This window comes from Paenibacillus sp. GYB006, from assembly GCF_036577645.1.
GTDB lineage: Bacteria > Bacillota > Bacilli > Paenibacillales > Paenibacillaceae > Paenibacillus.
This window is the reverse complement of record NZ_JARBDA010000015.1, coordinates 18964-31840: the sequence shown is the minus strand read 5'-3', so window position 1 is coordinate 31840 and position 12877 is coordinate 18964. Positions and strand designations below refer to the sequence as shown.

The 12877-nt window shown below is 42.4% G+C and carries 11 protein-coding genes; 1 reads left to right on the top strand and 10 read right to left on the bottom strand.

The window, feature by feature from the left end:
* Nucleotides 1-38 precede the first annotated feature (38 nt).
* From PV403_RS20970 to pth, 6 genes are all read right to left on the bottom strand, one after another.
* Nucleotides 39-1703, bottom strand: a complete 1665-nt coding sequence (locus PV403_RS20970; RefSeq protein WP_332085906.1) for a putative polysaccharide biosynthesis protein — start codon at nt 1701-1703, stop codon at nt 39-41.
* 124 nt (nt 1704-1827) lie between these two features.
* Complete coding sequence (spoVT, locus tag PV403_RS20965) at nt 1828-2370, bottom strand: stage V sporulation protein T (protein ID WP_213535548.1); 543 nt, start codon at nt 2368-2370, stop codon at nt 1828-1830.
* A 276-nt stretch (nt 2371-2646) separates the two neighbouring features.
* Entirely contained in the window at nt 2647-3798 is a 1152-nt protein-coding gene (locus PV403_RS20960; RefSeq protein WP_213535547.1) for a peptidylprolyl isomerase, read from the bottom strand.
* A complete protein-coding gene (mfd, locus tag PV403_RS20955; RefSeq protein ID WP_332085905.1) occupies nt 3785-7309 on the bottom strand; it encodes a transcription-repair coupling factor in 3525 nt (1174 codons plus the stop codon). The genes PV403_RS20960 and mfd overlap by 14 nt, the downstream gene beginning before the upstream one ends.
* A 258-nt stretch (nt 7310-7567) precedes the next feature.
* Nucleotides 7568-7798 carry an anti-sigma-F factor Fin gene (locus PV403_RS20950; protein ID WP_160036675.1) on the bottom strand — a complete coding sequence of 77 codons (231 nt, stop codon included), beginning with the start codon at nt 7796-7798 and terminating at the stop codon, nt 7568-7570.
* Between the two features lie 85 nt (nt 7799-7883).
* The gene (gene pth / locus PV403_RS20945; RefSeq protein WP_213535545.1) at nt 7884-8444 is read right to left on the bottom strand and encodes an aminoacyl-tRNA hydrolase; all 561 of its coding nucleotides are present in this window, start codon (nt 8442-8444) and stop codon (nt 7884-7886) included.
* Between the two features lie 161 nt (nt 8445-8605).
* Here pth and PV403_RS20940 point away from each other — a divergent pair, with 161 nt between their 5' ends.
* The gene (locus tag PV403_RS20940; protein ID WP_160036677.1) at nt 8606-8806 is read left to right on the top strand and encodes a hypothetical protein; all 201 of its coding nucleotides are present in this window, start codon (nt 8606-8608) and stop codon (nt 8804-8806) included.
* A gap of 79 nt (nt 8807-8885) precedes the next feature.
* Here PV403_RS20940 and PV403_RS20935 read toward each other — a convergent pair whose 3' ends face one another.
* The 4 genes from PV403_RS20935 to purR form a co-directional block, all read right to left on the bottom strand.
* On the bottom strand, nt 8886-9839 hold the full coding sequence (locus PV403_RS20935) for a ribose-phosphate diphosphokinase (RefSeq protein ID WP_160036678.1): 954 nt from the start codon (nt 9837-9839) through the stop codon (nt 8886-8888).
* An 88-nt stretch (nt 9840-9927) separates the two neighbouring features.
* Nucleotides 9928-11325 carry a bifunctional UDP-N-acetylglucosamine diphosphorylase/glucosamine-1-phosphate N-acetyltransferase GlmU gene (gene glmU, locus PV403_RS20930; protein ID WP_332085904.1) on the bottom strand — a complete coding sequence of 466 codons (1398 nt, stop codon included), beginning with the start codon at nt 11323-11325 and terminating at the stop codon, nt 9928-9930.
* Between the two features lie 232 nt (nt 11326-11557).
* Nucleotides 11558-11842 carry a septation regulator SpoVG gene (spoVG, locus tag PV403_RS20925; protein ID WP_047914164.1) on the bottom strand — a complete coding sequence of 95 codons (285 nt, stop codon included), beginning with the start codon at nt 11840-11842 and terminating at the stop codon, nt 11558-11560.
* 173 nt (nt 11843-12015) lie between these two features.
* Entirely contained in the window at nt 12016-12849 is an 834-nt protein-coding gene (purR, locus tag PV403_RS20920) for a pur operon repressor (protein WP_213535543.1), read from the bottom strand.
* Nucleotides 12850-12877: the final 28 nt, after the last annotated feature.

Here is a 12877-nt window from a genome sequence, read left to right as displayed (position 1 = left end):
TTACATCAAGCCAAAAATAGAGCACTCATTGTTTATGCTTATATTAATCTTAATTTGTGAAACAGCTTCATCAGCTTCTCTCCCTTAGGAAGCATAGTGATCTCTTCTGCTGTTATCCATTTTGTGCGGATTGTACCAATCATGAATATGATTACGCCAGCAGTAATACCGAGTAGGCTTTGCACAAGCGCAGTTATTCGGTTGCCTGAACCCATTCCCAAAGCACCAATTATAACCTCGGTGCCCCATGCTACCCCGGCCGCCGTCAGCGACATAGCAGCGATAATGAGGAATGGTTTTAATAAGCCAGCAGTCAAGGATACTCGCAGCCTCAGTATACGAGAAAGCAGCAATACGTTTAACAAAGCGGCCAGCGCATAAGCTGCTGCCGAGGACCAAGCTGCTCCATTGATACCTAAATACGGCACTAGTAGCTCATTTAGCAGTGTTTTGACACCCGCGGCAGTCAGCATAATAAGGGCCGGTGCTTTAACTGCACCATACCCTTGAAGTAAGGCTGCAGCAATGACGCTGACTGCGCTTCCGGCAGCAGTGAGTGCCAATATACGCATCGTACTTGTTCCTTCGGTCGTGATATAAAGCATCTGGTTGATGGGTCCAGCCAGCACCGCCATACCCGCAGTAGCAGCCAGACCAATGAGCCAAAACCACTTGAGGGCAAGACTGCTTTGCCTATGGATTGTATTTTGATCACTTCGCACCTTCGCTTCAGCAATAGCAGGGATGAATAACACCGACAATGTCGTAGCTAGCATGGTCACTAACTGTACAAGCGGAATCCCCCGATTATAGATACCAAAAAGTCTCATCGTTTCTATATCAGCCATCCCTTCCTGCTTTAGCAGGCGTGGAACAGTGAAAGTATCAACCATATTCATTAATGGGACGACAACCGAACCAAGTGCAACGGGAATAGCATAACGGAGCACACTAATCAGAAGAGTAGATGTAGACTTTCGACCTGATTTCAGGCCCTTCTCACTAGTAAGCACATTTTCTTCGAGACGCATCTGTTCAGTATGAACAGCTCTCCTCTTTCCCCTTCTTAACCAGAAAAACCACATGAAGAGCAGTGCGGCGGCTCCACCCAGGGCAGAGCCTAACATGGCCCCTGCTGCAATCGTTTCTGCTGATGCCCCTCGTTCAATCAGTATAAATAACAATACAAGCATGACGGTTACACGTACGGTCTGCTCTGTGATTTGAGAAACAGCCGTAGGCATCATATCCTGCAGGCCCTGAAAGTATCCCCTAAGGCCTGTCATGACAGGCACAAATAAAAATGCCAGGGAAGCAGTACGAATGGAGAGAACTACCTCTTCATTATCAATAAAATGGCTAATCTGCGGAGCAAATTGATACATGAGCAGGCTAAGCAGTCCTCCAAGTACCGCTAAGAGCACAGAAGTAACTTTAAGAACACGCTCACCTTCGGCTTGGTCTCCCCTAGCGTTGGCTTCAGCAACCAGCTTGGATACTGCTATAGGGAAGCCAGCTGTTGCTAGGGTAATGAACATCATATAAAAAGGATAAACCGTATTATAAATACCAAATACACTGTCACCCGCTATATTTTGCAGTGGGATCTTCTGCAGTGTTCCAATCAATTTTGATAATAGTGCAGCTACGCTGAGTATAAATGCTCCCTGAAGCATTTTTGTACTGGTTTCCATTGATTTCATATAGGCTTACCTACTTCTTCTATAGGGTAGGACGCTATGTTCCTTTACAATACGAAACCTATTATACCTCTTTATGTAAAAGCAAAAAACTCCTGCCCTCTTACAGGCGGGAGTTTATTGTTCTTTACTGCTCCATTTGCTTGCCAAGGAACGCAGCTGCGGTTTCAGACATTTTCACTTCAAGTTGAGACATTTTTGTTGATTCATCTTTGCTGTACAATATCACGGCACCGATAGGATCTCCTCCAGATATAATCGGTGCTACAACAAAGGATGATAAAGTTTCGTTATGATCTTTAGCTATTTCATAAGATCCACTGCTGTTCTCAAGCAAAGTTTTACGGTTATCCATGGAGTGCTCAACCAAATTTCCGATTTGCTTCTCCAGGTATTCTTTTTTAGATCCGCCAGCTACCGTAATAATCGTATCACGGTCAGTGATAAGCGTTACATGGCCTGTACTTTCAAACAAGGATTCCGCATATTCCTTTGCAAAATCACCCAATTCACCAATAGGTGAATACTTTTTCAGAATAACCTCGCCATCCCGATCCACAAAAATTTCAAGTGGATCACCTTCACGAATGCGTAAAGTACGACGAATTTCTTTGGGAATTACGACACGACCGAGGTCATCAATACGGCGGACGATACCAGTAGCTTTCATTTACATGTTGCCCCACTTTCTCGAGAAGATTTTTCAACTACTGTCCTTTTATAACGGAGGGATTAAGGTAGTTAGTTTAGTGTGATATCTAGACCATAGTATTCATCTGTTCCCATTTCCTTATACATGGACCTTATAATATCGTTCAATAAACCTACTTAAAATTTGTCTGTATATAAAGAAAAAACCTTCTTAGAAGGTTTCGTTATACCAAAAAGACGCGGTTACCCGCGTCTAATGGATTACGTTCTATGCTATCCTGCTTGTCCGACCTGATTATTTACTGTCGGTTGTTGGTTCTGTACTTTCAGTACCTGCATCGGTTCCTTCGGTATCTGTTGTTCCTTTGTCCGTACCTTCAGTTCCTGTTTCAGTTCCTTCTGTACCTTCAGTCTCTGTACCTTCGGTACCTGTTCCCTCAGTATCGGTTCCTTCTGTTTCAGCTGCAGGATTTGCAGGAAGCTTGATTTCACCTTTCATAATTCCATCAAGCTCTTTTTCCATGAAGGTTTGGATTTGTGTATTTACGATGGTATTAGCAAGTGTATCTTTTTGTTCTTGTGTTAATTCTTCAAAGGTTGGTTCTGTACGTTTCTCTACCTTGATAATGTGATATCCATAATCTGTTTCGACAGGATCGCTGATCTTGTTGATTTCTAAAGTTTTAGCCGCCTCTTTGAAAGCTTCTACCCAAGATACAATAGGAGTATCTTCATACAAACCGCCATTTTCAACAGAACCTGGATCCTCGGAGTATTCTTTCACTACAGCAGCAAAATCTTCTCCTTTATCCAGTTTTGCTTTTGCTTCTTTTGCGATTTTCAGTGCTTCACCTTCTGCACGCTCTTCTTGTGTTTCAGGATCTTGGAAGCTGATCAGGACGTGACGAACGGTAGCTGTAATAAATTGCTCAGGGCTAGCGTCATATTGTGCTTTCAATTCTTCTTCCGTTACTTTTGGTGATTTATCCTTAACAATGGTCAAAACACGAGCCATATAATTTTTGATATCTGCTTCAGTAAGATCATAATTTTCGAGCATTGCTTTCCACTGCTCATCTCCAACTTGTTCTTTCATCTGAGCAAGCTGATTGTCTGCTTCTTCTTCTCCTTGTTTCTTGGATTCGTCAGAAGCTTGATTGCTCAAATACTCATAAGTCACTTGCTGCTCAACTAGATATTCACGGAACTCATCCATTTCCATGAGCTGTGCGTACTGAGGACTCATAAATTTCATGATTTTCATCTCAGTATTAAATTCATTTTCTGTAATTTCACCGCCATCATATTTAACGATGATCGCACTATTATCGTCGCTTGCCGCATTTTGATCATCGCCATTTCCACAAGCAGCCAGAAGAGATATCGATAATACGCCGACCATTGTCACCGCAATCGTCTTCCAGGATTTTTTATTACTTCGCAACATCTTGAAGTTCCCCCTTTGATTTAAAAGCATCCTTCATGGCTGCAAGGAATTTCTCTAGCAATTGAAGAAGCTCCAAATCGCTGAGTCCTTTACCTTTTACATGAATAGACATACTTTGTCCTTGTTCAAATTGTACACGTCTTTCAAACTGATTTCCAATCTGAATAAGTTTTGCTCCATTTACAGCTTTTTCTTGACCCTCATAGAATTTCAGAGTTATGTCATCTCCACGCTGTACGATCGACTCAATACCATAGGTTTTACCATAGATTTTAAGTCTCGCCACAGTGAGCAAGTTCGTAACTGCCTCCGGTAAATCACCAAAACGATCCACCAGTTCATCTTCCAGTTCCATCGTATCATCAAAGGAAGCAAGAACAGCCACTTTTTTATAAATTTCAATTTTTTGAATGCTATCATAGATATAATCTGACGGCAAGTAAGCATCGATCCCTAGATCAATCGCTGTTGTCCAGCTGGACTCTTGTGGAGCTTCCTCACCAAGCATTGTTACTTTACGTTTATTAATTTCTTCTGCGAGCATCTGTGAGTAGAGATCAAAACCGACAGAGGCGATAAACCCGTGCTGTTCTGCTCCAAGCAAATTTCCAGCACCCCGAATCGTTAGATCCCGCATTGCAATTTTGAAACCGGAGCCAAGTTCTGTAAACTCCTTGATGGATTGAAGCCTTTTTTCCGCTACTTCTGTCAGCACTTTATCCCTTTGATACGTAAAATAGGCATACGCAATTCGGTTGGAACGTCCAACTCGTCCGCGCAGCTGATAGAGCTGAGAAAGACCCATCTTATCGGCATCATGTACGATCAAAGTATTCACGTTCGGGATATCAACCCCAGTTTCAATAATACTGGTGCTGACAAGCACGTCAAACTCCCCATCCAGAAAATCAAGAATGGTCTTCTCAAGTTCGGACTCTGTCATCTGTCCATGCCCAACACCGACTCTTGCCCCAGGGACAAGATCTGAAATTTCTGCAGCCATCTCCTGAATTCCCTGAACACGGTTATACAGGTAGTACACTTGCCCGCCTCTTGCCAGTTCCCGCTCTATCGCTTCCCGAACTAAGGTCTGACTGTGCTCAACAACATAGGTCTGCACAGGGAAACGATTTTCTGGAGGCGTTTCGATAACCGACAAATCACGTACACCCAGCATAGACATATGAAGGGTTCGAGGAATTGGTGTTGCAGTCAGTGTTAATACGTCCACATTCGTCTTCAGCTTCTTGAGTTTTTCTTTATGAGTAACCCCGAAACGTTGTTCCTCATCCACAATCAGCAACCCCAGATCTTTAAAGACAAGATCTTGAGATAATAAACGATGCGTACCAATTACAATATCAATAGTTCCTTCCTTGATTCCCTTCGTTGTCTCATTCTGTTCCTTACGAGTACGGAAACGGCTCAGAACGCTCACATTAAATGGATATCCAGAAAAACGCTCACGGAATGTTTCATAATGTTGCTGTGCAAGAATCGTTGTAGGAACAAGTACTGCGACTTGTTTCCCTTCGATTGCTGCTTTGAATGCAGCTCGGATCGCGACTTCGGTTTTGCCGTATCCCACATCCCCGCATAATAAACGATCCATAGGACGACTTTGTTCCATGTCTTTCTTAATTTCTTCAATTGCTCTTTCCTGATCCCGTGTTTCATCATAAGGGAATAAATCTTCAAATTCCTGCTGTTCTGCCGTATCTTTTTCAAAAGCATAACCTGGTGAAGATTGACGAGCTGCATACAGTTTGATCAAATCATCCGCTATATCCTGAACAGAACTCCGAACCTTATTCTTAACACGTGTCCAGTCATTGCCGCCAAGTTTATAGATTTTCGGCTCTTTCTCTTCTGATCCCACATACTTCTGGATGAGGTCAATCTGTTCAATAGGAACAGACAGCTTATCTCCGCCAGCATATAGAATATGCATGTAATCCTTATGGATCCCAGCGACCTCTAATGTGCCGATCCCCATATACTTACCGATACCGTGGTTCTGATGGACAACATAATCCCCAACCTTAAGTTCACTGTAACTCTTAATACGTTCTGCATTATCTACATTGCGAATAGGTTTGCGAACTTTACGTTGTTTTTGGGAGAACATCTCGCCTTCCGTAATCACTGCTAAATGAATCGAAGGCATCTCGAAACCACTCTGTAAACTACCAATCATCATGGTCGGTTCATGTATATCGTAATCCTGTAATACGCGGCGCATCCGATCCAGCCGTTCTTCGCTGCTTGCCAGCATAAAAACCTGTACACCTGCTTTTTGCCAGCGTTCCATTTCCGCTTTAAGCACATTCATCTGACCATGGAAGTCCTGCATACTGCGGCTGACCATGTTCAGAATGTTCTGAGGTAATGTATGTGGAACCTGTCTTAAGAAAACAGAAATAAATAACGTCTGGAATGGACGTTTATATAAAACTTCTTCATGATCAAGAGAAAGAGTTAGCTGTGGCAACGTTTTCCCATTTTGAAGCAAATGCATACTCCACTCGGACTCATCCCGCTCAAGTTGTTTTCCCGTTTCCAGAAGCCTTGCCGGCTCGTCGAAAATCAGGACCGTATCCTGCGGCATAAAGTCATAAATGGTTTGTTTCTCAGGGTATAACTCTGTTACATATTTATATATTTCAGGAAAATACACATGCTCGCGCAGCAGTTCAATCTCACGATGGATTTCATCCCGCAGACGAAGTTTCGCTTGCCGATCTGTTGTCTTTTCTAATTGCTCCTCAAGCAAAATGGCCGCTCGATCTGCGGCTTGCTTCATTTTAGCTTCGTTTGCAATTAATTCCTTGCAGGGTGTAATGACAACCTGATTTGTCTTTTCTATAGAACGCTGATCTATCGGATCAAAGGTACGAATTGAATCAATCTCATCGTCAAATAACTCCACACGATAAGCAAGCCCAGAAGTCACAGGGAAGAAGTCAATGATACCTCCACGGACGCTCATCTCTCCTTGCGTTTCTACGCGTTCTACACGTTCATATCCTAGCTCCACCATACCTCGAAGGAAGGACTCCAGCTCAAGCGTTCCGCCCTGCTGTAATGTAATTTCCGCATTTGCAATAATCTCAGGAGAAGGTAAATACCGACGGGCCCCCGATAAAGGAATAACTACAATACCACGAAATCCTTTGGCACACTTGAGGAGTACATCTATACGCTGTGCAAGGGTCTCTGGACTGGATATGGCTGCCTCAGCAGCAATTAACTCGTTTGCAGGGTATAACAGGACTTGATCAGCAGAAAGCGCTTCCTGCAAATCATCTGCCACTTTTTGCGCCGCAAACATATTATGTGTCACAACGAGCATTGGTCGATCTAATTGCTTGTGTAGGGCAGCTATCATGATTTGACGAGCCGACCCAGTCAAACCGGAGATCAACTGCTCCTTCATTCCCGACTTAACGCCGGATGCAATCGATTCAAAATCAGAATCTTTGGAATAGGCATCAATAAGTGCTTGTAGCAAAAGGGGCACCTCTCTTATCACTTTCTAATCTATCTGCTATTTATAAAAGATAGTCAGCATTGTAATTGTAAACTTTTGGATACTGGTTATCTCATCATAATCCTTTTTTTCTGGCCTTACCATAGGTAAAGTCAGAACATACGGCTTATTTACTACTCTGTAACTGAAAAAAAAGCCTCAGCACTTACAGCCAAGGCTAGAGGGAATGGAATGAGTCTTCCCATAAAGCTCAATGAATCTTATGTTTATAAACAAAGCTTACTGCAAGGGACTTGCAATCAGGCTAAGCTCTGGATGGTCCATAATTGCTTCCGTACAATAGCTGCAGGTAATACTGACAATCTGCTCACCTTTTGAATTATAGGCAATTATATCTTGACGCTCTGAAGGGGTCAAGAAATGAAGACCTAATCGAACCTCTGTCGTAAGATCCGCCTCGATACTTCCTATAGATGAACGGCAGTGACGACAAACATAATGGATTTGCATAGATATGCCTCCTGAAAAAGATTAATATCTTTAGTCTTTCCAGGAGACTGCTAGTTTAGCCCATCTATCAGAGTAGAATCGAAAATTAGCCATTGAATTTAGCCATCGTTCTCTCAAATGTATCCTTCATTGCATACTCCAAAGCATCACAAGTGGATTCAATCATTGAAGTCAGCGCCTCTTTTTCCTTCTTTGGAAAATTGGAAAGGACGTAATCAACAATTGCATGCCCCGGTTCGGGTCTTGAGACACCCATGCGAATTCGATTGAACTGCTGAGTCCCTGTATGCTGAATGATGGATTTAATACCATTATGTCCGCCCGCGCTTCCTTGATATCGAAGTCTTATTTTTCCAACCTCTGTATCCATGTCATCGTAGACCACAATTAAATCTTCCAACGCAACCTTATAATAATCCATATAAGCTCGGACCGTTTCTCCAGAAAGATTCATAAAGGTCATAGGCTTGATCAGAACTGCTTTTTCTCCTTGGATCATTCCTTCTCCAATAAGCGCCTTACACTTGCTCTGATTAATAGATATATGATGACGATCTGCTAAGGCATCAAGCGCCATAAACCCAACATTATGTCTTGTCTTAGCATATTCAGAACCTGGATTTCCAAGTCCTACAATCCATTTCATAATATGCTCCTCCCTCCTTTTAGATGAGTAACGAACAAAATATCAAAAAAGACATCGCTAGATCCGCTGATGTGGACTTACGCTCTTTTTCACTTTACAATAAAAACAATTGTATACGGCAGGAAGCGAGTAATAGCAACCGATGAAAGGGTGACCCGGTTATGCGCCACGATATAGAACGTTTAACGCAGCTGTCCCAGTTTCAGCACCATATGGAACAGGCCATACCGGTACAAGTGTATGACCGAGACAGACACATTGATATTGGTTACATCACTCATTACGATGAACATTTTGTGGAAGTTGGCAGTGTTTTATTTAACCGTGCCTGCCACTATTTTATTTCAAGGCCAGGGTACTAAAATCAGTTCATACGCCGACAGGGGTTACATTGTCTTATCCAAGACAGTGTAACCCCTCTTTCATGTTAACTATGCAGAACTATTCAATTTCGAACAATTTACTAATCGACAATTCCTCATGAACCCGGATAATAGCTTCGCCCAGTAGCGGTGCTACAGAAAGCACATTCAGCTTATTTGTTGGATTTGGATGAGTAATCGGAATGGTATCCGTCACTACGACTTCCTTAAGCGGTGAGTTCTCCAATCGTTCCATTGCAGGACCGGAAAGAACGGGATGGGTACAGCAAGCGTATACTTCTTTCGCTCCGCCTTCCATCAATGCATTCGCACCAAGAACGATCGTACCTGCTGTATCGATAATATCATCAATCAGAATTGCTGTTTTACCTTCAATGTTACCGATGATATTCATAACTTCACTTACATTCGGTTCAGGTCTGCGCTTGTCAATAATAGCAAGTGGCGCATTCAGGAAGTCAGCCAATTTTCTTGCGCGTACAACGCCGCCATGGTCCGGAGATACAACAACCGGATTCTCAATCTGCTTCGAGCGGAAATATTGTGCAATAATTGGAACTGCAAGCATATGATCTACAGGGATATCAAAAAATCCTTGAATCTGCATTGCATGCAAGTCCATAGCAATAACACGTGTTGCTCCTGCTTTTTCAATCAAGTTTGCTACGAGTTTAGCCGTAATTGGATCTCTTGAACGTGCTTTACGGTCTTGTCTTGCATATCCATAATACGGGATAACTACGTTAATTGTTTTAGCAGAAGCACGCTTCAGTGCATCAATCATAACAAGCATTTCCATCAAGTTGTCGTTAACTGGCAAGCAAGTGGATTGTACGATATACACATGGCTACCACGTACACTCTCTGACAGTTTTACTTGAATCTCACCATCGCTAAAGCTTGTTGTATGAGACTCACCCATTGGAATACCGATGTAGTCGGCAATTTGATGTGCGAGTTTCGGGTTTGAGTTACAAGTAAATATTTTTAGTTTGGAATCAAAATAAGTCATAAAATAAAAAACCTCCGTGCTGGTTCATTGGAATCGATTTTAGTTCTGCTCATAAAAGTCGGCGCTATTCGTATAGAACAGCATTTCATTATGAATTCTTGTTGTTTTTCTTAGCTTTGGCACGGGCACGAATCTTATCTGCGTATCCCGGCTTATTTTCTTGACGGACTCTCGCAATAGCAAGATCATTATCTGATACAGAGTGCGTAATCGTTGACCCTGCAACAACATAAGCGCCTTTGCCTACTTTAACAGGTGCAATTAAATTCACATTACTTCCTACAAAAGCGTCATCTTCAATTTCTGTAACAGACTTATTATAACCATCGTAGTTCACAGTTATTGCTCCGCAGCCGATATTTACATTTTTGCCGACGGTAGCATCTCCAATATAACTCAAATGTGATACTTTTGAGCCATTATCAATGGTCGCATTTTTGATCTCTACAAAATCACCGATCTTAACATCTTCACCAAGTTTGGATGCTGGGCGTAAATATGCGAATGGACCTACGGAAGAACCGTTCCCCACTTCTGCTTTACTAAGAACAGAATGTTTAACGGTGACGTTATCGCCGATTTTGCTGTCTTCAATATCGGTATTCGGCCCAATTACGGAACCTTCACCAATTACCGTGTTGCCTTTAAGCATGGTACCCGGATAAAGAACCGTATCAGAACCAATCGTAACATCAGCCCCAATATACGTAGATGAAGGATCGATAATTGTTACTCCGTTCAGCATATGTTTACGCACGAGACGTTGTCTCATAAAACCTTCTGCCTCAGATAGAGCTACACGATCATTTACACCAATGGATTCTGCAGCATCATTTGTCATGTATGCTTCAATGGTTTCTCCTGCTTCACGGAAAATACCAATAACATCAGTAAGGTAATATTCTTGTTGTGCATTATTATTTGTTACTTTATCCAAAGCTGCAAACAGCTTAGCATTATCGAAACAATACGTACCTGTATTAATTTCTTGTACAGCATCTTCTTCTGGACTGCAATCTTTTTGTTCTACGATTTTAGTTACAGATCCTTCATTGCTGCGGATCACACGGCCATAGCCAGCTGGATTATCCATATGTGCTGTCAGCACTGTTGCTGCAGCTCCGCGAGACTCATGAAGCTCCATCAAGCCTTCTAGTGTTTCTTTTGTTACCAAAGGAGTATCTCCACAGATTACAATTGTGGTTCCTTCTTCTTTGCCAAGCATATCCTTAGCCATCTTAACTGCATGTCCTGTACCGAGCTGTTGTTCCTGTAGTACATAATCAGCTGCTGAACCAAGATATGATTTTACTGCTTCAGCACCATGACCTACAACAACAATATTGCGTGTTACTCCTGCTTGTCCTACCGTATCCAAAACATGACCAACCATCGGTTTGCCACATACAGGATGGAGTACTTTATATAACTTCGACTTCATACGTTTTCCTTGCCCTGCGGCAAGAATAATAGCCATTCTTTTCAACAATCCCGACCTCCTACGCTGTAATTGTAATGTTATCCACTCTAATTCCAAAAAAGGATCTCAGGACTATTCAACAGTGAATTGGGCGCAAACAATTATACCCTAATCCTTATCTTCAGGAAGGGATGCAACTTCGCTCAATCTTACTCATTAAAGAATATACTTCATTATTGAAAAAAAGAAAAGAGAGCCATAGAATGACTCTCTTTTCTTTCGAACCCCAATAATGTTATTATGCGCCTTCTTCGATAACCTCTTCTTCAGTTGCGGCGCGTTCATATTCGGCCAATACTGCAGCCTGAATCTTCTCACGAGTCCCTGAAGAAATCGGATGGGCGATGTCACGGAATTCTCCATCTGGAGTCCGCTTACTTGGCATAGCAACGAACATTCCATTGTTACCGTCAATAACTCGAATGTCATGAACGACAAACTCATTATCAATAGTAATCGAAGCTATTGCCTTCATTCTCCCCTCAGAATTAACGCGGCGGAGTCTGACATCTGTAATCTGCATGTGTGTTCACCACCTTTTTCCATCGGAACTTGGTGTAATAATTCCACACAACATGCAAGATTTCCTTCTTTTTACTGCTACAAAATGTCCTAATTTTAGGAATTTTTTTGTGGATGAGCCGTTTTAGTACATTTTCGACAAAAATAGTGTAAACTCACCAAAAAAACAGCAAATTATAGAAGGGAATCGAAGTAATTTCCAGGCTTCACTGTAATCTGCTTTGTTTTCGCATCAACAGCCGTCAATGTTGCTAGGGAAATATAATCATGGAGCAGACGTTCCTCTGAATCCACCGTTCCTGATTCAACCAATACACCCACACCTGCGACTTCAGCATTAAACTCCCCTAGGAGATCAATCATCCCCTGGACCGTTCCTCCTGCTTTCATAAAGTCATCTACAATAAGCACACGGGATTTTTCAGGCAGTGCTCTTCTTGAAAGAGACATCGTATGAAGGCTTTTATGAGAACCTGATACATAGTTAATGCTTACAGCTGAGCCTTCAGTCACCTGATGGTCTCGTCTAACAAGAACAACAGGAAGATTCAACTGAGAGCCTACCGCATAAGCCAAAGGGATTCCCTTTGTTTCTACCGTCATAACTGCATCGATTTCGAGGCCCGAGAAGGCAGTGGCAAGAATCTTACCAATTTCATTGACAATAGACGGTTGTCCCAGCAAATCAGACATGTATAGATATCCGCCCGGTAAAATCCGATCAGGCTGTTCTAACTTACCGCACAGCTGCTTAATAAAAGAGAAAGCCCGTTCCTGGGACATTTTCGGCATGAATTTCACACCGCCTGCAGCACCTGCAAGAGTTTGCAAATCTCCCATGCCCTCTTCTTCAAATACTTCCTTAATGATAGCTAAATCTTCGCTTATGGATGACTTCGCAGCTCCATATCGTTCCGCAAAAGTAGTAAGCGGAATTAAGGTATGTGGTCTAGAGAGCAAGTATTGTGTCATTTCAACCAAACGTGCACTACGTTTCAATTTCTTCACAGACGATTCCTCACGATCTACTTCCAAA

Coding starts and splice junctions, on each gene's coding strand:
- PV403_RS20970 (WP_332085906.1), bottom strand. CDS start 1,703: ATGAAATCAATGGAAACCAGTACAAAAATGCTTCAGGGAGCATTTATA.
- spoVT (WP_213535548.1), bottom strand. CDS start 2,370: ATGAAAGCTACTGGTATCGTCCGCCGTATTGATGACCTCGGTCGTGTC.
- PV403_RS20960 (WP_213535547.1), bottom strand. CDS start 3,798: ATGTTGCGAAGTAATAAAAAATCCTGGAAGACGATTGCGGTGACAATG.
- PV403_RS20950 (WP_160036675.1), bottom strand. CDS start 7,798: ATGCAAATCCATTATGTTTGTCGTCACTGCCGTTCATCTATAGGAAGT.
- pth (WP_213535545.1), bottom strand. CDS start 8,444: ATGAAATGGATTGTAGGACTTGGAAATCCAGGTTCTGAATATGCTAAG.
- PV403_RS20940 (WP_160036677.1), top strand. CDS start 8,606: ATGCGCCACGATATAGAACGTTTAACGCAGCTGTCCCAGTTTCAGCAC.
- PV403_RS20935 (WP_160036678.1), bottom strand. CDS start 9,839: ATGACTTATTTTGATTCCAAACTAAAAATATTTACTTGTAACTCAAAC.
- spoVG (WP_047914164.1), bottom strand. CDS start 11,842: ATGCAGATTACAGATGTCAGACTCCGCCGCGTTAATTCTGAGGGGAGA.